This is a genomic window from Ramlibacter ginsenosidimutans, from assembly GCF_016654015.1.
In the GTDB taxonomy this organism is placed as follows: domain Bacteria; phylum Pseudomonadota; class Gammaproteobacteria; order Burkholderiales; family Burkholderiaceae_C; genus Ramlibacter; species Ramlibacter ginsenosidimutans.
The window spans coordinates 19,034-40,817 of sequence record NZ_JAEPWM010000007.1 but is presented as its reverse complement, the minus strand read 5'-3'; the positions used below and the strand labels follow the sequence as shown (position 1 = coordinate 40,817).

General features: G+C 69.3%; 17 protein-coding genes. 5 read left to right on the top strand and 12 right to left on the bottom strand.

Going from position 1 to position 21,784, the window contains the following annotated elements; translation table 11 throughout:
* Positions 1-37: 37 nt before the first annotated feature.
* From JJB11_RS16505 to JJB11_RS16490, 4 genes are all read right to left on the bottom strand, one after another.
* Positions 38-748: a Rieske (2Fe-2S) protein gene (locus tag JJB11_RS16505; RefSeq protein WP_201173717.1), complete on the bottom strand. Its 711-nt coding sequence runs from the start codon at positions 746-748 to the stop codon at positions 38-40.
* Positions 749-865: 117 nt separating this feature from the next.
* Positions 866-4,810, bottom strand: coding sequence for an ATP-dependent RNA helicase HrpA (hrpA, locus tag JJB11_RS16500; protein WP_377371979.1), 3,945 nt, complete (start codon positions 4,808-4,810; stop codon positions 866-868).
* Between the two features lie 70 nt (positions 4,811-4,880).
* Positions 4,881-6,116 (bottom strand): diguanylate cyclase domain-containing protein, encoded by a 1,236-nt coding sequence (locus JJB11_RS16495; RefSeq protein WP_201173715.1) that lies wholly within the window; start codon positions 6,114-6,116, stop codon positions 4,881-4,883.
* 61 nt (positions 6,117-6,177) lie between these two features.
* Positions 6,178-7,404 carry a GGDEF domain-containing protein gene (locus tag JJB11_RS16490; protein WP_201173707.1) on the bottom strand — a complete coding sequence of 409 codons (1,227 nt, stop codon included), beginning with the start codon at positions 7,402-7,404 and terminating at the stop codon, positions 6,178-6,180.
* A gap of 87 nt (positions 7,405-7,491) precedes the next feature.
* On the opposite strand from JJB11_RS16490, the gene argA reads away from it, so the two are divergent.
* The 3 genes from argA (at position 7,492) to JJB11_RS16475 (ending at position 11,092) form a co-directional block, all read left to right on the top strand.
* Positions 7,492-8,841 carry an amino-acid N-acetyltransferase gene (argA, locus tag JJB11_RS16485; RefSeq protein ID WP_201173704.1) on the top strand — a complete coding sequence of 450 codons (1,350 nt, stop codon included), beginning with the start codon at positions 7,492-7,494 and terminating at the stop codon, positions 8,839-8,841.
* A gap of 182 nt (positions 8,842-9,023) precedes the next feature.
* Positions 9,024-9,722 (top strand): dienelactone hydrolase family protein, encoded by a 699-nt coding sequence (locus JJB11_RS16480; protein WP_201173702.1) that lies wholly within the window; start codon positions 9,024-9,026, stop codon positions 9,720-9,722.
* Positions 9,723-9,742: 20 nt separating this feature from the next.
* Entirely contained in the window at positions 9,743-11,092 is a 1,350-nt protein-coding gene (locus JJB11_RS16475) for an erythromycin esterase family protein (RefSeq protein WP_201173700.1), read from the top strand.
* 33 nt (positions 11,093-11,125) lie between these two features.
* On the opposite strand, the gene JJB11_RS16470 is transcribed toward JJB11_RS16475, so the two are convergent.
* The 7 genes from JJB11_RS16470 to JJB11_RS16440 all read right to left on the bottom strand — a co-directional run bounded on the left by JJB11_RS16470 (position 11,126) and on the right by JJB11_RS16440 (position 17,217).
* A complete protein-coding gene (locus JJB11_RS16470; protein ID WP_201174283.1) occupies positions 11,126-11,665 on the bottom strand; it encodes a disulfide bond formation protein B in 540 nt (179 codons plus the stop codon).
* Between the two features lie 40 nt (positions 11,666-11,705).
* Positions 11,706-12,806 (bottom strand): sulfate/molybdate ABC transporter ATP-binding protein, encoded by a 1,101-nt coding sequence (locus tag JJB11_RS16465; protein ID WP_201173698.1) that lies wholly within the window; start codon positions 12,804-12,806, stop codon positions 11,706-11,708.
* The gene (cysW, locus tag JJB11_RS16460) at positions 12,803-13,699 is read right to left on the bottom strand and encodes a sulfate ABC transporter permease subunit CysW (protein ID WP_201173696.1); all 897 of its coding nucleotides are present in this window, start codon (positions 13,697-13,699) and stop codon (positions 12,803-12,805) included. Before cysW ends, JJB11_RS16465 begins: the two co-directional genes overlap by 4 nt.
* Positions 13,700-13,763: 64 nt before the next feature.
* Positions 13,764-14,648: a sulfate ABC transporter permease subunit CysT gene (cysT, locus tag JJB11_RS16455; RefSeq protein ID WP_201173694.1), complete on the bottom strand. Its 885-nt coding sequence runs from the start codon at positions 14,646-14,648 to the stop codon at positions 13,764-13,766.
* A 7-nt stretch (positions 14,649-14,655) separates the two neighbouring features.
* Positions 14,656-15,660 carry a sulfate ABC transporter substrate-binding protein gene (locus JJB11_RS16450; protein WP_201174281.1) on the bottom strand — a complete coding sequence of 335 codons (1,005 nt, stop codon included), beginning with the start codon at positions 15,658-15,660 and terminating at the stop codon, positions 14,656-14,658.
* Positions 15,661-15,728: 68 nt separating this feature from the next.
* On the bottom strand, positions 15,729-16,367 hold the full coding sequence (locus JJB11_RS16445; protein ID WP_201173692.1) for a peroxiredoxin: 639 nt from the start codon (positions 16,365-16,367) through the stop codon (positions 15,729-15,731).
* A 94-nt stretch (positions 16,368-16,461) separates the two neighbouring features.
* The gene (locus tag JJB11_RS16440; RefSeq protein ID WP_201173691.1) at positions 16,462-17,217 is read right to left on the bottom strand and encodes an IclR family transcriptional regulator domain-containing protein; all 756 of its coding nucleotides are present in this window, start codon (positions 17,215-17,217) and stop codon (positions 16,462-16,464) included.
* A gap of 118 nt (positions 17,218-17,335) precedes the next feature.
* Between JJB11_RS16440 and pobA the strand changes: the two genes are divergently transcribed.
* Together pobA and JJB11_RS16430 are read left to right on the top strand one after the other, a co-directional pair.
* Positions 17,336-18,511, top strand: a complete 1,176-nt coding sequence (gene pobA / locus JJB11_RS16435; protein WP_201174279.1) for a 4-hydroxybenzoate 3-monooxygenase — start codon at positions 17,336-17,338, stop codon at positions 18,509-18,511.
* Positions 18,512-18,592: 81 nt separating this feature from the next.
* A complete protein-coding gene (locus JJB11_RS16430; RefSeq protein WP_201173688.1) occupies positions 18,593-19,489 on the top strand; it encodes a CoA transferase in 897 nt (298 codons plus the stop codon).
* A gap of 3 nt (positions 19,490-19,492) precedes the next feature.
* On the opposite strand, the gene JJB11_RS16425 is transcribed toward JJB11_RS16430, so the two are convergent.
* A complete protein-coding gene (locus tag JJB11_RS16425) occupies positions 19,493-21,712 on the bottom strand; it encodes a YgiQ family radical SAM protein (RefSeq protein WP_201173686.1) in 2,220 nt (739 codons plus the stop codon).
* Positions 21,713-21,784: the final 72 nt, after the last annotated feature.

Below are 21,784 nucleotides of genomic sequence, written 5' to 3'. Positions count from 1 at the left end.
ACGACTCCGCGCGCTGACGCGCGGGCCGGGTGAACCACTAGCACTGGATCGGGTTCCTGGAGTACCGCTCCAGTGTCCGGACCACGGCCTGTCTGGCCACCGGCCGGTGCGCGTTGGGACCGACGTCGAGGCTCAGTTTCAGGGCGTACTTCTCGAAGAAGCGGTCGAAGAGCTCGCCCCCGAGCGTGCCGTGCGCGGCGAGCCCGTCGGTCGCGGGGTCGTACTCCAGCAGCACCGCGCACAAGGGCTGGCGGGCCGGCCCGGCGAGCACTTCGGCGCCGCGGGCCGGGTCGTACTGGCTGTGTTCCGCGCAGCAGTGGATCAGGCCGTCCTGTACTCCGCGTTGTGCGCGCGTCTTGCGGAAGCTGATGAAGCTCACCTCGCGCGTCGGATACACCAGTTCGTGCGCGCAGATCGCGCAGTACGCGACGATGCTGCGCCGGCTCCCGACCCCGCCCGGCCACACGTAGGCCTGCCGGTCCTCCGTCGTCAACGTGTTCGGCGCCACCGGCTTGCCCAGGTCCAGCAGGAACACGGGCGTGGCCTCGAAGGGATAGTTGAAGACGTAGTTCGCCTGCGGCTGGAGCGCCGCGGCCTTCAGCGGGTCGCCGCGCTCGTCCACCAGGACGGCGCGCGCGTACTCCTTGGGACGTGCATTGGACGCCCAGGAGGCGCCTGACACGGCGACGGCGGCGGAGAGACACGCCGCACTGGCGCTGCAGGACTCGAGGAAGCTGCGTCTGTCCATGGCATCCCTCCGCAATTGCAAGCTAACGTAACAGAGCGCCAGCCGGATGCAAGGGGGCTTCTACCGCGAACGCAGGTTCCCGGTGAACTGGGTGAATTCTCCACGGGCTGTGGCGCCTCAGCTGTTGATCTGGCCCCACAGCTTCTCCAGCCGCTTGAGGCTGACCGGCTGGGGCGTGCGCAATTCCTGCGCGAAGAAGCTCACGCGCAGCTCCTCGAGCAGCCAGCGGAAGTCTTCCATTCGCTCATCGACCACGCCCTTGCGCTCGGCCAGGAGACGCCAGTACCGCTGCTCCTGCGGTTTCAGCTCCGCCGTCCTCGCCGCATCCCGGGCGGGGTCGGCGCGCAGCTTGTCCAGGCGCAGCACGATCGCTTTCAGGTAGCGAGGCAGGTGCTGCAGCCGCGCCCAGGGCGTGGCCGCCAGGAAGCGCCGGGGCACGAGCCGCTGCAGTTGCTGCGCGGCATCGGCGGTTGCCTCCGGCTGGATCCGGGTCTCCTTGATCTTCCGGGCGGCCGCCGCGTAGTCGCCCAGGATGGTCGCGGCGAGTCGCGCCACCTCGTTGGCGATGAGGGTCAGGCGGCCGCGGCCTTCGTCCAGGCGGCGCTGGAAGTCGGCGGCGGTGGCCGGCAGCGGGTCCATCAGGAAGGCGCGATCCAGCGCGACCTCCACGATCTGGTCGCGCAGTTCTTCGTGCGTCCCGAGCGGCATGTAGGCCACGGCCATTTTCTGCAGGTCGGGAATGTTCTTCTCGAGGTACTTCAGCGCATCGCGCAACTGCAGCGCGAACAGCCGCCGCAGGCCGGCGCGGTGGCGCGCTGCCGCGACCTCGGGCTCGTCGAACACCTCGATGCTCACCGCATCCTTCTGGTCGATCAACGCGGGGAAGCCGACGAGGCTGGTCCCGCCCTTGCGGATCTCCATCAGCTCGGGCAACTCCCCGAAGGTCCAGGCCGTGTAGCGTTGCTCCGCGGGCGTGGCTCCTCCCTGCTTGGCGGAAACGCCGGCCGCAGGGCTCGCGGCGCCTGCCGGCATCGCGCTCCGGCCGGCAGCAGCGTTCCCGCCCTGCCCTTGCGCGGAGGGCGCGGGAGCGGCAGACACCTTCAGGCCTGCCAGCGCCTGGAACGCACCGCGTGCCTTCGCGCCCAGTTCCGCCTTCAGCGCGCCGAGATTGCGCCCCATGCCCAGCTGGCGTCCGTGCTCGTCGATCACGCGGATGTTCATGAACAGGTGCTGCGGCACCATGTCCGGCTTGAAGTCCGTGCGCTTCACGTCGAGGCTGGTCTCGTCGCGCACCAGCTTGAGCAGGACGTCCGTCAGGCTGCCGTGCCCGAAGCGCTCCGGCGCCGTGAGCAGGCCCGCGACGCGCGCGGCCGACTCCGGCAGCGGGACGAACCGGGAGCGCGGTTTCTGCGGCAGGCTTTTCAGCAAGGCCTGCACCTTGTCCTTCAGCATGCCGGGCACCAGCCACTCGACCCGGTCCTCGTTCACCTGGTTGAGGACGAACAGCGGCAGGCTCACGGTCAGCCCGTCGCGCGGGTCCCCCGGTTCGTGCAGGTAGCTCGCCGCGCAATCCACGCCCCCGAGCTTCACCGTCTTCGGGAACGCGCTGCTGGTGATGCCGGCCGCCTCGTGGCGCATCAGCTCGTCGCGCGTGAGCTTCAGCAGGTCGGGCCGGCCGCGGCTCGCCTCCCGGTACCAGCTCTCGAAGGTCGTGCCGCTGTACACGTCCTTGGGCAGCTGCTGGTCGTAGAACGCGTAGATCAGCTCCTCGTCCACGAGCACGTCCTGGCGCCGCGACTTGTGTTCGAGCTCCTCCACTTGCCGGACCAGCTTCTGGTTGGCGGCAAGGAAAGGCAGGCGCGTCTCCCACTCGCCCGTGACCAGGCCCTCGCGGATGAAGATCTCGCGCGCGCCCTGCAGGTCCGCGCGCGCGAACGGCACGCGCCGGCCGCTGTAGATCACGAGTCCGTACAGCGTGGCGCGCTCGAGCGCCACGACCTCGGCCGCCTTCTTTTCCCAGTGCGGGTCCAGCAGTTGCTTCTTCAGCAGGTGGCCGGCGACCTCCTCCACCCACTGCGGCTCGATGTTGGCCATGCCGCGGCCGAACAGGCGCGTCGTTTCGACCAGTTCCGCGCAAACGACCCAGCGCCCCGGCCGCTTCTTCAGGTGCGCACCCGGATGGCGGTAGAACTTGATGCCCCTCGCGCCGAGATACGCCTCGTCGTCTTCCAGCTTGAAGCCGATGTTGCCCAGCAGGCCCGACAGCATGGCCTTGTGCAGTTGCTCGTAGCTCGCGGGCTGCTCGTTCATGCGCCACTTGTGCTCGGTGACGACCGTGAGCAACTGGCTGTGGACGTCGCGCCATTCGCGCACGCGCCGCACGTTGATGAAGTTCTGCCGCAGGAGTTGTTCGTACTGGCGGTTCGAGAGCCGGTGGTGAGGGCCTTCGGCCCCCACCACGGGTGGAGCATCAGGAGAACTCCCGCGCAAGGCGCGGGAGTGTGTGCCGTGCCCGCCGCGCGATTCGTCCAGCCACTGCCACAGCCGCAGGTAGCCGGAGAACTCGCTCTTCTCGTCGTCGAACTTGGCGTGCTGCTGGTCCGCCTGGGCCTGCAGCTCCATCGGCCGGTCGCGCACGTCCTGCAGCGACAGGGCCGACGCGATCACGAGCACCTCGTGCAGGGCGCCGCGCTGGCGCGCCTCCAGGATCATGCGGCCCACCCGCGGGTCCAGCGGCAGGCGCGCCAGCTCCGCGCCCATCGTCGTGAGGGCGTTGTCGTCGTCCACCGCGCCGAGCTCGTTGAGCAGCTGGTAGCCGTCGGCGATGGCGCGCCGCGAAGGCGGGTCGATGAAGGGGAAGTCCTCCACCACACCGAGGTGCAGCGACTTCATGCGCAGGATCACGCCGGCCAGGGACGAGCGCAGGATCTCCGGGTCGGTGAAGCGGGGCCGGCCGGCGAAATCCTGCTGGTCGTACAGGCGGATGCAGATGCCGTTCGCCACCCGCCCGCAGCGGCCGGCGCGCTGGTTGGCCGCGGCCTGGCTGATGGGCTCGACCAGCAGCTGTTCCACCTTGCTGCGGAAGCTGTAGCGCTTCACGCGCGCCGTGCCGGTGTCGATCACGTAGCGGATGCCGGGAACCGTGAGCGAGGTCTCGGCCACGTTGGTCGCGAGCACGATGCGCCGGCCCGCGTGCGCGTCGAAGATGCGGTCCTGCTCCGCCTGCGACAGCCGCGCGAACAGCGGCAGCACTTCGGCGTTGCGCGTGAGTGCATCGTGCGCCAGGTGCTTGCGCAGGTGGTCGGCAGCCTCGCGGATCTCGCGCTCTCCGGGCAGGAACACGAGAATGTCGCCCGCGTCGGGGCGGCCTCGCCAAAGTTCGTCCACCGCGTCAGCGATGGCGTCGTTCAGGTCGTGGTCGCGCGACTCCTCGAAGGGCTGCCAGCGCTGTTCGACCGGGAAGGTGCGGCCGGACACGTAGATCACCGGCGCCGGTCCCTGCGCCGACGCAAAGTGCTCGGCGAAGCGCTCCGCGTCGATGGTCGCGGAGGTCACCACCACCTTCAGGTCCGGGCGGCGCGGCAACAGCTGCCGCAGGTACCCGAGCAGGAAGTCGATGTTGAGGCTGCGCTCGTGCGCCTCGTCGATGATGATGGTGTCGTAGGCCGACAGCATCGGGTCGGACTGCGTCTCCGCAAGCAGGATGCCGTCGGTCATCAGCTTGACCGACGCATCGCGCGCGAGGCGGTCCTGGAACCGCACCTTGAACCCGACGACCTCCCCGAGCGGCGTGTCCAGCTCCTGCGCGATGCGCTTGGCGACGCTGGACGCCGCGATGCGCCGCGGCTGGGTGTGGCCGATCAGCTTGCCCTTGCCGGGCGGCGCCCCGAGCTTGCCGCGGCCCATCGCCAGCGCGATCTTGGGCAATTGCGTGGTCTTGCCCGAACCGGTTTCGCCGCAGACGATCACCACCTGGTGCGCGGCGATCGCGGCCGTGATCTCCTCGCGCTTGGCGGAGACCGGCAGGTTGTCGGGAAAGGTGATGTTCAGCGAGGCGGGCAAGACGGCACGGGGGAAAGCCCGTGATTATCCGATGCGGGCGCGCCGCGCGCAGGCCGGCGCCGTGCTGCCCTCAGGCCGCGACGGGGTCGGACCCGTCCGGCGTATCGCGGCCGAGCTCCGCGATCTGCCCGAGCTGCTGGTCGAAGAAGGCCATGCGGGTGCGGTAGCTCCAGGCCGTGCGGGCCATGGCGCGCGCGGTGGAAATCGCGTGCGAAGGACGCAGCTTGGTGCTGGTGGCGAGCACGCCGATGCCCACCTCGGCCAGCCACGCCGTCTCTGGATGCACCAGCGCGTCCGGGTCCCGGGTGGTGCTGAGCGAAACGGGGCGCACCAGCCGGTCGCGGATCTGCCGGGCGAGCTGGGCGAGCGTCTCCACGTCGCCCATGTTGGGGAGCAGCAGCAGGAAGCCGTCCTCTCCCAGCCGGCCCATCTCCACGTTCTGCGGCACGCAGCGCCGCAGGCGCGCGGCGCAGACGAACAGCGCATGATTGGACGCCGCGCGCCCGTGCAAATTCTCCAGCGCGTAGAGATTGGCGAGACAGATCGCCAGCACGCCGATCGGCCTGGCCTCGGCGTCGCGATGGAAGAACACGTCGCCCACCATCTGCCCGGTCTCGACGTGCGAGCGCATGCGCGTGACGGGGTCGTAGCTGGGACCGTGCGCCAGCACGTGCGACAGCTCCAGCAGGTAGGAGTAGCGCGCCCACAGGACGGACCCGATCACGCACAGGAAAGCCACGCCCGCGAAGGCGCTCAGCGCGTGCACCGGCCACGCCGTCGTGCGGGTCAGCGCGATCCAGCCGAGGCCCGCGACCGCCACCAGCATGCAGGCGATGGCCGCCACCGCGGCCCAGCCCTGGTTGTCGCCTCGCAGCGCCCCGCGCGCCGCGATCACGAGCATGGCCGCACCGACACCGAACGCGCACAGCGAGCCGAGCGCCAGGGCCTGCGGCGGCTCCAGCAGCCAGCTGGCGGCTAGCACCGCGGCGCCCAGGCCCACGAGCAGGGCCACCGGCTTGCGGCCGCCGACGTCCTGGCGCAGCACGCCCAGTGTCGACAGCAGCATCAGCGCCATGGTGACAGCGACGATCACCGCGACGTGCGACAGGACACGCGCCTCGGCCGCGCCCTGCACGGGCAGCCAGCCGAGGAACGCGGCCACGAACAGGGCGGAAAACAGCGCGGTGAGGCCCGCCATCAGCGCGACCCGCCGGTGCGAACGGCGGAACGCGGCCAGCGAGACCACCAGCATCAGCGTCGCCGTGCAGAAGAAAGCGCCCCAGGCACCGGCGGCGACGTTGTCCATGCGGACCACGATAGCAAAGCGCGGCAACGTCCGCCAGACGCCGCTTGCCTAAGAGCAGACTTTAGGCGGCGGCGACGGCGGCCGGGTGCACAGACATTTCGGCGATCTGCCCGGCCTGCGGGTCGAACACCGCGATGCGCGTGCCGTAGCTCCAGGCCGTGCGCGCCATCGCCCGCGCGGTCGCGACCGCTTGCGCCGGCCGGACCTTGGTGCTGGTCGACAACACGCCGATGCCGACGTCCGCCGCCCAGCTCGTGCCGCGCGCGTCGATCAGTCCGGGTTCGCGGCTGATGCTCAGGGACACCGGTCGGCTCAGGCGGTCGCGCAACTGGCGCGCGAGCCGCTCCAGCGCGCGCAGGTCCTCCATGCTGCGGGTGAGCAGCAGGAATCCATCCTCGCCCAGGCGCCCCATCTCGATCGTCTGCGGCACGCAACGGCGAAGGCGGCCCGCGCAGATGAACAGCGCGTGATTGAACGCGGCGCGCCCGTGCAGGTTCTCCAGCGCGTACAGGTTGGCGATGCACACGGCCAGCACGCCGACGGGCCGCGCCTCGGCATCGCGCTGGAAGAACAGGTCGCCGACCATCTGGCCGGTCTCGTTGTGCGAGCGCATGCGGGTGACCGGGTCGTAGCTGGGGCCGTGCGCCATCACCTCGGAGAGCTCCAGCAGGTACGAGTAGCGCGCCCAGAGCGCCGCCGCCATCACCGACAGGTAGGCCATCCCCGCCAGGGCGCTGACGGCGTGCACGGCCCAGCCGGCGTCGCGGTCGAGGGCGATCCAGCCCAGGCCGCCGAGGGCCGGCAACAGGAAGGCCATCGCGGCCACCGTGCTCCATGCGAGGCGGTCACCCCGCCGGGCGCGGCGCATCGCGATCGCGAGCATGCAGCAGGCCATGAGGAAGGCGGCGGCGACGCTCAGGAACAGCGCGCGCTCCGCCGGCATCGCCCAGCCGGTGCCCAGCACCAGGACGTCGACGATGGCCAGCGTCGCGACGGCGCGCCTGGCCGCGCCCTGCTGGCGCAGCAGTCCGAGCAGGGCCAGCAGCATGAGCGCCAGCGTGCTCGCGACCGCCATCCCGAGGTGCGCGAGCACGCGCGCTTCGGCGGCGCCAGCCAGCGGCATGGCGCCGAGATAGGCCGCGGCGAACAGCGCCGAGACGAGCGCAGACAGGCCCGCCGTCAGGGCCACGCGCCGGTGCAGCCGCACCCAGGCCACCAGCGCGATGCCGGCCATGAGGGCGGCGGTCCCGAAGAACGCGCCCCAGCACCCGGCAGAGACAGGATCCATCGCGCGACGATAGCGCAAACGGGCGACGTCGCTAAGGTCGTTCCCTTACACTGTCGCGCCAAGTCCTCACCGCGCCAGCCGCCGTCGATGTCCGCGATCTTCAATTTCACCTTCGTGCCCTGGTTCCGCTCGGTGGCGCCCTACATCCACATGCACCGCGGCAAGACCTTCGTGGTCGCCATGGCAGGCGAGGCGATCGCCGCGGGCAAGCTGGCCACCATCGTCCAGGACATCGCGCTGATCCAGAGCATGGGCGTGAAGATCGTGCTGGTGCACGGCTTCCGCCCGCAGGTCAACGAGCAGCTCAAGGCCAAGGGCCATGCGGCCCGCTACTCGCACGGGATGCGCATCACCGACGAAGTGGCGCTCGATTGCGCGCAGGAGGCCGCGGGCCAGCTGCGCTACGAGATCGAGGCGGCCTTCAGCCAGGGGCTGCCCAACACCCCCATGGCGGGTGCCACGGTGCGGGTGATCTCGGGCAACTTCATCACGGCGCGTCCGGTCGGCATCCTGGATGGCATCGACTTCCAGCATTCCGGCCTGGTCCGCAAGCTGGACGTCGCCGGCATCAAGCGCACCATCGACCTCGGCGCGCTGGTGCTGCTGTCGCCCTTCGGCTTCTCGCCGACCGGCGAGGCGTTCAACCTCACCATGGAAGAAGTCGCGACCAGCGTGGCCATCGCGCTGCAGGCGGACAAGCTGATCTTCCTCACCGAGGTGCCGGGCGTGCGCGTGAAGCCGCTGGAAGCCGATGGCGAAGACAACCCCATCGACACGGAACTGCCGCTCGCGGCGGCCGAACGGCTGCTGCAGCAACTGCCCCCGGCCAGCCAGCCGACGGACACCTCGTTCTACCTGCAGCACTGCGTCAAGGCCTGCAAGGCCGGCGTGGAACGCAGCCACATCATTCCGTTCGCGGTGGACGGCTCGCTGCTGCTGGAGATCTACGTGCACGACGGCATCGGCACGATGGTGGTGGACGAAAAGCTCGAGGAGTTGCGCGAGGCCACCGCCGACGACGTGGGCGGCATCCTGCAGCTGATCGAACCCTTCGAGAAGGACGGCACGCTGGTGAAGCGGGACCGCACCGAGATCGAGCGGGACATCGCCAACTACACCATCCTGGACCACGACGGCGTGATCTTCGCCTGCGCCGCGCTGTATCCGTATCCGGAGGCCCGCACCGGCGAGATGGCGGCCCTCACGGTGTCACCGCAGAGCCAGGGCCAGGGCGACGGCGAGAAGATCCTGCGGCGCGTGGAGCAACGCGCGCGCGCCATGGGGCTGGAGAGCATCTTCGTGCTCACCACCCGCACCATGCACTGGTTCCTCAAGCGCGGCTTCGTGCAGGTGGACCCGGACTGGCTGCCCGAGGCGCGCAAGCGCAAGTACAGCTGGGACCGCAAGAGCATGGTGTTCGTGAAGAAGCTCACCTAGGAGTTTGCGCTGGCAGCCTGCGCAGTCTGTTTCACCAGGCGCAGGCGCCCAGGCGTGACAAAGCCGCGCGCGAGGCCTATCGTGGGCCCCTCGCGCGGCGCAGGACGCCCGTCCTACCGTGCCGGCGCCCAGCGCCGACACCCGGGATCCCGCAGCCGCTCTACCTTCGGCAGGAGCTTGCGATGAACAGCGTGTCCACGACCCCCGTTCTCCAGGAAGTCCGGATTCCCCTCGCCGCCGGCTCGCTCGCCGGCGACCTCGGCCTGCCCCAGCACCCGCGCGGCCTCGTGCTGTTCGCGCACGGCAGCGGCAGTGGCAGGCACAGCGCGCGCAACCGGCAGGTCGCCGCGCGGCTGCAGCAGGCGGGCGTCGCGACCCTGCTGTTCGACCTGCTCACGCCGCAGGAGGAACAGGTGGACCTGCGCACCCGCGAACACCGTTTCGACATCGCACTGCTCACGCGGCGGCTGGAATCGGCCGCGGAATGGACGCGCAGCGACCCGCGCCTGCACGAGCTGCCGCTGGGCTTCTTCGGCGCGAGCACCGGCAGCGCAGCGGCCCTGATCGCCGCGGCGCAGCTGGGTCGGCGGGTGTCTGCAGTCGTCTCGCGCGGCGGCCGGCCCGGGCTGGCCGGACCCGCGGCGCTGGCCGCGGTCACCGCGCCGACGCTGCTGATCGTCGGCGGTGCCGACCAGGGCGTGCTGGAAGAAAACGAAGAAGCGCTGCGCCACCTGCGCTGCGCCAGCGACCTGGAGATCGTGCCCGGCGCCTCCCACCTGTTCGAGGAAGCCGGCGCGCTGGAAAGAGTGGCGGAGCTCGCCAGCGACTGGTTCACACGCCACCTCGCGAGCGTGGCGCACTCCGCCCGGGATCCCGCCTGAGTCGTCCGCAGGAGATCGCCATGGCCCCCTCGTCTCCTACCCGCGACCACCAGCTCGTCGAGCGCCTGCGGCCGCACCTGCGCGCCCTGCCCTCCGCAGCCGCCGAAGACGAAGAGCTGGTCGCCCGCCTCGCACGCGCGAAGCTGGCCTTGCTGGGCGAAGCCACCCACGGGACCCACGAGTTCTACGCCGAGCGCGCGTGGCTCACGCAGAGGCTGATCCGGGACCACGGCTTCAACGCCGTCGTGGTCGAGGCCGACTGGCCTGACGCCTGGCGCGTGAACCGCTACATCCGCGGCGTTTCCGACGACACCAGCGCCGAAGCGGCGCTCTCCGGATTCCAGCGCTTCCCCACCTGGATGTGGTGCAACACGGTCGTGCGCGACTTCGTCGAGTGGCTGCGGGAGCACAACCACGGCCGGCCGCCCTCGCAGCAGGTCGGCTTCTACGGAATGGACCTGTACAGCCTCTACAGCTCCGTGCGCGCCGTGCTCGACTACCTGGACCGCGCGGACCCCGAAGCAGCGCAGCGCGCGCGCAGCCGGTACGCCTGCTTCGAGCACTACGGCGAGGACAGCCAGGCCTACGGCTACGCCGCGAGCTTCGGCATGAAGCCCAGTTGCGAAGACGAGGTGATCCAGCAGCTGCGCGATATGAACCGGCGGGCCGCGGACCTGATGACCGCCGCCAGCGTGGACCGCGCCGACCTGTTCTACGCGCAGCAGAACGCCCGCCTGGTCCGCAACGCGGAGGAGTACTACCGGACGATGTTCCACGGCCGCGTCTCGTCGTGGAACCTGCGGGACAGCCACATGGTGGAGACGCTGCAGGCGCTGGAGAAGCATCTCGACGGCCTGACCGGCCGGGTGCGCATCGCGGTCTGGGCGCACAACTCGCACCTGGGCGACGCCAGCGCCACGCAGATGGGCGAGCTGGGCGAGTGGAACGTCGGCCAGCTGGCGCGTGACCGCTGGAGCGACCAGGCCGTGCTGGTGGGCTTCACCACCCACAACGGCACGGTGACCGCCGCTTCCGAATGGGACGCGGTTGCCGAACGCAAGCGCGTGCGCCCCGGCCTGCCGGGCAGCTTCGAGGACCTGTTCCGCCAGCTTGGCGTGGAGCGCTTCTGGTTGCCGCTGCAGGGCAACCCGGCGCTCGCCGAGGTGCTGCGCGAGCAAAGGCTGGAGCGCGCGATCGGGGTCATCTACCAGCCGCGCAGCGAGCGGACCAGCCACTACTTCCACGCGCACCTGCCGACTCAGTTCGACGAGTTGATCCACATCGACCACACGCGCGCACTCGAACCGCTGGTGAAGGAACCGATCTGGCACGCCGGCGAACCCGCCGAGACCTATCCGTCAGGCCTCTGACCCGGGCCCGCTTTCGCCTTCGCGTGACAGGCGCTAAGCCGCCATCGGCGCGCTGACGCTGCGCCGGACCGGGCGCCGCAGCTGCCGCGCGAACAGCACCAGGCCGATCACGAGCAAGGCGGCGAAGCACAGGAACGACCAGTTCGCGATGGAGCCGCCCAGGAAAGTCCAGTCGACCTTCGTGCAGTCGCCGCTGCCGCGGAAGATCATCGGGATGGCACGCCGCAGCGGAAAGGTCTCGATCATCCCGTAGAAGTCGCGTCCGCAGGACGCCGTCTCGGGCGGAAACCACTGCAGCCAGCTCTGGCGCGCCGCGACGAAGCCGCCGAAGCCGGAGAACAGGACCATGAGGCCCGCGCCGGCCAGGTGGGCGCCACGCGGCTTCAGCGCCGCGGCGACACCCGCGGCAATGGCGACCAGCACCAGCGCGTAACGCTGCACGATGCACATCGGGCAGGGCTCGAGGCCGACTACATGCTGCAGGTACAGGCCGAAGGCCAGCATGGCCACGCAGGCCAGCGCCACCAGGCCGAGGATGCGCCGGGGCGCCTTGTCGAACCAATCCAGGATCATGCCGCTCATTCTGCCCTCTTCTCGTCCCGGCGCCCGGCGGTCAGATGCCGGCGCCGGTCTCCAGGAACACGCGGGCCTGGCGCGCTGTCGCCACCAGCGTCTCGCCTTCGCGCAAGCCCATCTCCCTGAACTGCTGCGCCGGGATCTGCGCCTCGATCACGGGGTCGGAGCCGGCATTCTCTGCCGTCTTGGACCCGTCCACCGGCAGAAGTTCCAGCCGCGCCACCGGCCCGACGACGATCGCACGCGCCAGCTTCACGACGATGCCGCTCGCCCCCGGTGTGTAGCGCTGCACGTCCAGGTCGTGCGGACGCACGTACGCGGAAGCCGCCGCGTCCTGCGCGTCGGCCAGCTCGGGAGAGTCGATCTGCCCACCGTGGAAGTGAAGCTCGCCCTGGTGCGCGCGCCCGCGGAACAGGTTCACGTCGCCCAGGAAGCCGTACACGAACGGGCTCGCCGGATGGTCCCACACCTGCTGCGGCGTGCCCACCTGCTCGACCTGGCCGGCGTTCATCAGCACGACGCGGTCCGCGACCTCCAGCGCCTCCTCCTGGTCGTGCGTGACGAAGATGGAAGTGACGTGCAGGTCGTCGTGCAGCCGGCGCAGCCAGCGGCGCAGCTCCTTGCGCACCTTCGCGTCCAGCGCACCGAAGGGTTCGTCGAGCAGCAGGACCTTGGGCTCCACCGCGAGCGCGCGGGCGAGCGCGATCCGCTGGCGCTGCCCGCCCGAGAGCTGCGAGGGGAAGCGTTCGGCCAGCCAATCCAGCTGCACCAGCCCGAGCAGCTCGTGCACCTTCTGGCGGATCTGCGCTTCGCTCGGACGCTGCGAGCGCGGCTTCACCCGCAGGCCGAAAGCCACGTTCTCGAACACGGTCATGTGGCGAAACAGCGCGTAGTGCTGGAACACGAAGCCGACCTGGCGCTCACGCACATGCACGTCGGTGGTGTCTTCGCCCGCGAACAGGATGCTGCCGGCGTCGGCCGTCTCCAGGCCCGCGATGATGCGCAGCAACGTGGTCTTGCCGCAGCCGGACGGTCCCAGCAGCGCCACCAGTTCGCCGGACGCGATGTCCAGGGAGACGTCGCGCAGCGCCTGGAAGGCGCCGAAGTTCTTGCTGACCTGGCGGATCTCGATGCTCATGGATTCTTTCCTTGCAGCGCCAGGGGGCGCTCGGGCGGCAGGGCGGCCGCGCCGCGTTCGCGTTGCTGTCGCCACTCGGCGATCGACTTGATCACCAGGGTGACCAGGGCCAGCAGTGCCAGCAGCGATGCGACGGAGAAGGCTGCGACCGACTGGTATTCGTTGTAGAGGATCTCGACGTGCAGCGGGATGGTGTTGGTCTGCCCGCGGATATGGCCCGAGACCACGGACACGGCGCCGAACTCGCCCATGGCCCGCGCATTGCACAGGATCACCCCGTAGATGAGGCCCCACTTGATGTTCGGCAGCGTCACGCGGCGAAAGGTCTGCCAGCCCGTGGCGCCCAGCACGATGGCGGCCTGCTCCTCGTCGGTGCCCTGGGCCTGCATCAGCGGGATCAGCTCCCGCGCGATGAAGGGAAAGGTGACGAACACGGTGGCCAGCACGATGCCCGGCACGGCGAAGATGATCTTGATGTCGTGCGCGGCGAGCCACGGGCCGAACCAGCCCTGCGCACCGAACACCAGCACGTACATCAGGCCGGCGACGACGGGCGACACGGAGAACGGCAGGTCCACCAGCGTCGTGAGGATGGCCTTGCCGCGGAACTCGAACTTGGCGATGGCCCACGCGGCGGCGACGCCGAACACCAGGTTCAGCGGCACGGCGATCGCCGCGGTGACCAGCGTCAGGCGGATGGCAGACCAGGCGTCCGGCTCCTTCAGCGCGTCGAGGTAGCCCTGCACGCCCTTGCGCAGCGCCTCGGTGAACACGGCCGCCAGCGGCAGCAGCAGGAACAGCACCAGGAACAGCAGGGCCACGCCGATCAGCGTGAAGCGCACCCAGGGCGCTTCCGTGGTGGAGATGCGCTTGCGCGCGAGGTCGGTGGCCATCACGCCCTCACCCCGGCCCTCTCCCGCAGGCGGGAGAGGGTGAGAACAGGCTTCGCACGCATCATCATTGTCCTCCCGAGCGCCGGCGCTGCCAGCCTTGCAAGCCATTGATCACCAGCAGCAGCACGAACGAGAACAGCAGCATGACCGTCGCGACCGCCGTGGCGCCGGCGTAGTCGTACTGTTCGAGCTTGCCGATGATCACCAGCGGCGTGATCTCGGAGACCATGGGCACGTTGCCGGCGATGAAGATGACGGACCCGTATTCGCCGATGGCGCGCGCGAAGGCCATGGCGAAGCCGGTGAGCAGCGCCGGAGCGATCGCGGGGAAGATCACCTTGGTGAAGGTCTGCCAGCGGGTGGCGCCCAGGCACATCGCGGCTTCTTCCAGCTCCTTCTCGGACTCCTCCAGCACGGGCTGCACCGTCCGGACCACGAATGGCAGCCCGATGAAGATCAGCGCGATCACCACGCCTTGCGGCTGGAACGCGAGCTTGATGCCGAGCGGCTCCAGGAACTGGCCGATCCAGCCGTTGCCTGCGAGCAGCGCCGTGAGCGAGATGCCCGCCACGGCGGTGGGCAAGGCGAAGGGCAGGTCCACCAGTGCGTCGACGATGCGCTTGCCGGGGAAGGAATAGCGCACCAGCACCCACGCCACCAGCAGCCCGAACACCACGTTGACCAGCGCCGCGATCAACGAGGCGCCAAAGGTGAGCCGGTAGGAGGCCAGGACGCGCGGGGAACTGACCGCGGCCCAGAACTGGTCCCAGCTGAGCGAAAAGCTCTTGAGCACCAGCGCAGCCAGCGGGATCAGCACGATCAGGCACAGGTACAGCAAGGCGTAACCCAGGCTCAGGTGGAAGCCGGGCAGGACCTTGCGGCTGCCGCCGCGCGACGAAGAAGGCGCCGCCGCCCCTGCGGGCAGCGGCGCCACGAGGGCGCCACTCATGGGGTGCTTACCGGACCGTGTAGATCTTGTCGAACTCGCCGCCGTCCTGGAAGTGCACCTTCTGCGCTTGCGCCAGCGACCCGAACAGCTCCTGCACGGTGAACAGCTTGATCGGCTTGAAGGTGCTGGCGTACTTCTTCAGCACCGCCTGGCTGCGCGGCCGGATGTGGTGCTTCGCGGCGATCTCCTGCCCCTCTTCCGAGTAGAGGAAGTTCAGGTAGGTGCGGGCGAGCTCCGCGGTGCCCTTCTTGGCCACGGTGCGTTCGACCACCGCCACCGGGTTCTCCGCGATGATGCTGATGGACGGGTAGACCACGTCCACCTTGTTGGCGCCGAACTCCTGGTTGACGGACTCCACCTCCGACTCGAAGGTCACCAGCACGTCGCCGATGTTCCGCTGCAGGAAGGCCGTGGTCGCGTCGCGGCCGCCGCGCGCGAGCACGGGCACGTTCTTGTACAACTTGGAGACGAAGTCGGCGGCCTGCGCATCGGTGCCGCCCTTCTTCTTCACGTAGCCCCAGGCCGCCAGGTACGAGTAGCGGCCGTTGCCGCCGGTCTTGGGGTTCACCACCACGACCTGCACGCCCGGCTTGGTGAGGTCGTCCCAGTCCTTGATGCCCTTGGGATTGCCCTTGCGCACCAGGAACAGCATGGTGGACGTGGTGGGCGCGGCGTTGTCGGGGAAGCGCTTCTGCCAGTCCTTTGCAACGACGCCCCGGTCCGCCAGGAACTCGATGTCCGTGGTGGTGTTCATCGTGACGACGTCGGCGTCCAGGCCTTCGGCCACGGCCCGCGCCTGTGCGCTGGAGCCGCCATGGGACTGCTCGATCTTCACGTCCTTGCCGGTGGACTTCTTGTACCAGGGCACGAAGGCGGCGTCGATGTCCTTGTAGAACTCCCGCGCGACGTCGTACGAGGCGTTCAGCAGGGTCTGGGCCGGCTGCGCCGATGCGATGCCGCTGGCAGCGAGGGCGAACGAGGCGAGGAGGAGCTTGATCTTGGAGGTGTTCATCGGGAATCGACGGGAAGCCGCCGGCCAGCCTGCGCCGAGGCGCAGGTTGCGCGGCATGCGTTCCGTCCTTATTTGTTAGGTTGCGGCGTGAGGCGCAGGTACGACTTCACGGTCTTGAAGCCCTTGGGGAAGCGCTCGGCCAGCTCCTTGGGGTCCGTGACGCTCGGGGCGATCACCACGTCGTCACCCTGCTTCCAGTTTGCGGGCGTCGCCACCTTGTGGCTGTCGGTGAGCTGCAGGGAATCGATGACGCGCAGGATCTCGTCGAAGTTGCGGCCGGTGGATGCCGGGTACGTCAGCGTCGTGCGGATCACCTTCTTCGGGTCGATGATGAACACGCTGCGGACCGTGGCGTTCGCCAGCGAGTTCGGGTGGATCATGTCGTACAGCGTGGCGACCTTCCTGTCCGCGTCCGCGAGGATGGGAAAGTCCACCGAGCAGTTCTGCGTCTCGTTGATGTCGTTGACCCAGGCGCGGTGCTGGTCCACCGGATCGACGCTGACCGCGATCGGCTTCACGTTGCGCTTGCGGAACTCGCCGCCCAGGGCGGCGGTCTTGCCCAGCTCGGTGGTGCACACGGGCGTGAAGTCCGCGGGATGCGAGAACAGGACCACCCAGGAGTTGCCGGCCCATTCGTGGAAATGGATCGTGCCTTCGGTGGAGTCCTGGACGAAATCGGGCGCGGTGTCGCCGAGTCGCAGAGTCATGGCGGTCCCTTTTCTAGCGAGGAGGAAAGGATTGTGCGGACCGCGCGTTCGATAAACAACGAATATCTTCTTGTTTGTTTATGGCCGGGCAGGTCTAAAGAAGTGCACGTGCCTCGCGCGCGGCCTCCAGCAGCAGAGGCAGCATCTGCTTCTGCAGGGCACCCGGATCCAGCCCTTGCGCGGTCGACACCACGTTCAAGGCCGCCACCGTTCGGCCTTCCATGTCGCGCAGCGGCACCGCAAGCGCGTGCACGCCCAGCTCGTGTTCCTCGCCTGCGGCGCAGAAGTCCTGCTGGCGAACGGCGGCTATGAGCGCGCGGAACGCCTTGGCATCGCAGGTCGTGTGCGCGGTCAGCCGGGGAAGTTCGCGGCCCCTCATCCATGCGTCGAAGTCGCTGCGGCTCTTGGCCGCCAGCAGCACGCGGCCCGTCGAGGTGGCGTGCGCGGGAAGCCGGGCCCCCAGGTGCAGGCCATAGGCCAGCAGCGCCGAGCCGCTGCGCGCCACGATCACCACCTGGTCGCCGTCGAGCACCACGGCCGAAAAGGAGTAGCCGGTCAGGCCGGCAAGCCGGTTCAGCGTCGGCTGGATGGCGCGCGGCAGCCGGGCACTGGCCAGGTAGCTGCCAGAGAAACGCAGCACCTTGGGCGCGAGCCAGAACCAGCTGCCGTCGGTTTCCAGGTAGCCGAGGTGAGCCAGGGTGAGCAGGTGCCGGCGCGCGGCGGCGCGCGTGAGGCCGGCGCGCTCCGCCGCCAGCGTCGCGTTCAGGCGCTGGCGCTGCGTGTCGAAGCTCTCCAGCACGGCCAGTCCCTTGGCCATGCCTGCGATGTAGTCCGCGTGGGCGATGGGCATGTGCGATGCTGCGCGATCATCGCGCAGGTTGCGCAATGATCGCACAAGACGTGGCAACTCCCCTGTTCGCCCGTCACGGCAACGCCTAAGCTGGCGGCACAGGAGACACACCATGACCATCCGCACCCAGGTCGCCATCGTCGGCGCCGGCCCCTCGGGGCTGCTGCTTGGCCAGCTGCTGCACAAGGCCGGCATTTCCAACGTCATCGTGGAGCGGCAGAGCGCCGACTACGTGCTGGGCCGCATCCGCGCCGGCGTGCTGGAGCAGATCGCCGTGGACCTGATGGACGAATGCGGCGTCGGCGAACGCATGCACACGGAGGGCCTGGTGCACGCGGGCATCGAGCTGCTGTTCAAGGGCGCCCGCCACCGGGTCGACTTCCCGGGCCTCACCGGCGGCAAGACGGTGATGGTGTACGGACAGACCGAAGTGACGCGCGACCTGATGCACGCCCGCGCGGCCGCTGCGCTTCCCACCTACTACGAGGTCGGCGACACCGTGCGCCTGCATGGCTTCGACGGCACCAGCCCGCGCGTGACCTTCCGCAAGGACGGTCGCGAAGAAGAGATCGTGTGCGACTTCATCGCCGGCTGCGACGGCTACCACGGCGTGAGCCGCGCCAGCGTCCCGCGCGACGCGATCCGCGAATACGAGAAGGTGTACCCGTTCGGGTGGCTGGGACTGCTGGCCGACGTGCCGCCGGTGTTCCACGAGCTGATCTACGCGAACACCGACCGCGGCTTCGCCCTGTGCTCCATGCGCAGCCCGACGCGCAGCCGCTATTACGTGCAGGTGCCGCTCACCGACAAGGTGGAGGAATGGTCGGACGACGCCTTCTGGCAGGAACTGCGCTTGCGCCTGGACCCGGAGGCGCGCGAGCGGCTGGTGACCGGCGCTTCGATCGAGAAGAGCATCGCGCCGCTGCGCAGCTTCGTCGCGGAGCCGATGCGCTTCGGCCGGCTGTTCCTCGCCGGCGACGCGGCGCACATCGTGCCGCCCACCGGCGCCAAGGGGCTGAACCTGGCCGCTTCGGACGTGAAGTACCTGTCGGACGGCCTCGTCGAGCACTACAAGGAGCGCAGCAGCGCGGGCCTGGACCACTATTCGGACCGCGCGCTGCGCCGCGTGTGGAAGGCGGAGCGCTTCTCCTGGTGGTTCACCTCGCTCATGCACAAGTTCCCGGGTGAAGGCCCGATCGCGCAGAAGCTGCAGGAAGCGGAACTGGACTACCTCGTGCACTCGCAGGCGGCATCCGCCTCGCTGGCGGAGAACTACGTCGGGCTGCCCCTCTGAGCCCTGGCCCGCCTGGAAGCTTGCGATCGGCGAGCCGGCCTCCCGCGGGAACGCTCCGCGGCCTCTGCTAGCCTTGGCGGGATGAGCACACGCGCCGCATCGTCCCTGCACGGCATCCGCATCCTGAGCCTCGCGCTCAACCTGCCCGGGCCGGCGGCGCTCATGCGCTGCCGCCGCATGGGCGCGAGCTGCACGAAGCTGGAGCCGCCCGCGGGCGATCCCATGCGCCACTACAACGCCGCCGCGTACACGCAGCTGCACGAAGGCGTGAAGGTCGTGCAGGCGGACCTGAAAACGCCGCAAGGCCAGGAGCTGCTCGAGCGCGAGTTGCAGCGCACGGACATCCTGCTCACGTCCTTCCGTCCCTCGGCGCTCGAGAAACTCGGGCTCGGGTGGAAGGCCCTGCACTCGCGGCATCCGTCATTGAGCCACGTCGCGATCGTCGGCGCGCCTGGTGCGCGGGCCGAGGAGCCGGGGCACGACCTCACCTACCTCGCCGACAACGGACTCGTGCCCGGCCTGGAGCTGCCGGCCACGCTCTATGCCGACATGGGCGGCTCGCTCATGGCCGCCGAGGCCGTGCTGCAGGCGGCACTGCGCAAGCACGAGCGCTACGCGGGCGGCGGCGATCCGCACCCCGAAGGCTTGTACCAGGAAGTGGCACTCTCCGATGCGGCGGCCTGGCTCGGCTTGCCGCGCCGCTGGGGACTGACGCAGCCCTCGGGTGCCGTGGGCGGCGCGCACGCGGGCTACCGGGTCTATGCGTGTGCCGATGGCCGGGTGGCCGTGGCCGCGCTGGAGCCGCACTTCGCGGCCCGCCTGTGCGCCGCCGCCGGCGTGGCGGCGAGCGACATGGAAACGATGCTGGCGCCCGGCACGCGCGAGGCGATCTCGCGCTTCTTCGCGCAGCGCACGCGCGCCGAGCTGGACCGACTGGCGTCGGAGCAGGACCTGCCCCTGCACACCATGGCCGGCTGAGGCCTACTTCGTCTTGCGGGGCGGCAGGCCCGTGTGCTGCGTGAGGATGCGGCCCTTCGAGGGCTTCGCGGAACCCGTCGAATTCTTGCGGCGCGGGCTCGCGTAGCTGCCGTCCGTGAGCGGCTGGAACGTCGGCACCAGGTGGTGCTTGCCGTTGCCGATCAGGTCGGCGCGGCCCATGGCCTTGAGTGCGTCGCGCAGCAGGGGCCAGTTGTTCGGGTCGTGATAGCGCAGGAAGGCCTTGTGCAGCCGGCGCCGGCGTTCGCCGCGCACGATATCGACCGTTTCGCTGTCGCGCGTCACCTTGCGCAGCGTGTTCTTGCCCGAGTGGTACATCGCCGTGGCCGTGGCCATCGGGCTGGGATAGAAAGCCTGCACCTGGTCCGCGCGGAAGCCGTTGCGCTTGAGCCAGAGCGCCAGGTTCATCATGTCCTCGTCGCTGGTGCCGGGGTGCGCGGCGATGAAATACGGGATGAGGTACTGCTCCTTGCCCGCTTCCTTCGAGAACTTGTCGAACATCTGCTTGAAGCGGTCGTAGCTGCCCACGCCCGGCTTCATCATCTTCGACAGCGGACCCTGCTCCGTGTGCTCGGGAGCGATTTTCAGGTAGCCGCCCACGTGGTGCTGCACCAGCTCCTTCACGTACTCGGGCGACTGGACGGCGAGGTCGTAGCGCAGGCCGGAGCCGATCAGGATCTTCTTGATGCCTTTGAGCGCCCGCGCACGCCGGTAGATCTTCACCAGCGGCCCGTGGTCCGTGTTGAGGTTCTGGCAGATGCCGGGATACACGCAGCTCGGCTTGCGGCACGCCGCCTCGATCTCGGGCGACTTGCAGCCGATGCGGTACATGTTGGCCGTGGGGCCGCCGAGGTCGGAGATCACCCCGGTGAAGCCCTTCACCTTGTCGCGGATCTCTTCCACCTCGTGGATGATCGAGTCCTCGCTGCGGCTCTGGATGATGCGGCCCTCGTGCTCGGTGATCGAGCAGAAGGTGCAGCCGCCGAAGCAGCCGCGCATGATGTTCACGCTGAAGCGGATCATCTCCCACGCGGGAATCTTCGCGTCGCCGTACACGGGATGCGGAGCGCGCGCGTACGGCAGGCCGAACACATGGTCCATCTCCGCGGTCGTGAGCGGAATGGGCGGCGGCGTGAGCCACACGTCGCGCTCGCCATGCGCCTGCACCAGCGCCCGCGCGTTGCCGGGATTCGTCTCCAGGTGCAGCACGCGGTTGGCGTGGGCGTAGAGCACCGGGTCCGACTTGACGGCCTCGTAGGACGGCAGGCGGATGACCGTGCGGTCGCGGTTCAGCTTGATCCGCGGGTTGGCCACGAACTGGAGCGGCTGCGCCGCGCCCTCACCCCTGCCCTCCGCAAGAGGAAGGGAAGACCCCTCTTCCTTCGCGCAGGTTTCGCCCTGGGCCTTCGCCTGGTCGGAGATGGTCAGGTAGGGGTTGACGTGGTCCTCGACGCGGCCGGGCGCATCGACGCTGGTCGAGTCGATCTCGAACCAGCCCTCGGGCGTGGACCGGCGCACGAAGGCAGTGCCGCGCACGTCCGTGATGTTCTCGACCGGCTCGCGGGCGGCGAGGCGGTGGGCCACTTCGACCAGCGCGCGTTCGGCATTGCCGTACAGCAGCAGGTCGCACTTGGCGTCCAGCACGATGCTGTGGCGCACCTTCTCCGACCAGTAGTCGTAGTGAGCGATGCGCCGCAAACTGCCTTCGATCCCGCCCAGGATGATGGGAACGTCCTTGTACGCCTCGCGGCAGCGCTGGCTGTAGACGATGGCTGCGCGGTCAGGCCGCTTGCCGCCGACGTCGCCCGGCGTGTACGCGTCGTCGCTGCGCAGCTTCCGGTCGGCCGTGTAGCGGTTGATCATGGAATCCATGTTCCCCGCGGTCACGCCCCAGAAGAGGTTCGGCTTGCCCAGCGCCTTGAAGGCCTCGGCGCTGTGCCAGTCCGGCTGGGCGATGATGCCGACACGGAAGCCCTGCGCTTCCAGCGTGCGGCCGATCACGGCCATGCCGAAGCTGGGATGGTCGACGTACGCGTCGCCGGTCACGAGGATGACGTCGCAGCTGTCCCAGCCGAGCGCCTCCATTTCCTTCCGGCTCATGGGCAGGAAGGGCGCCGGGCCGAAGCGATGCGCCCAGTACTTGCGAGAGCTGGTGAGCGGCTTCGCAGCGCGCGCGAAGAAGGAGACGTCGACGGGGGCGTTCATGGGGGGACCGGGCATTCTAGGGAGTTCCCGGCCTTGCCACGCGGGCAGGGGTATTCCGCCGGGCCCCAGCGG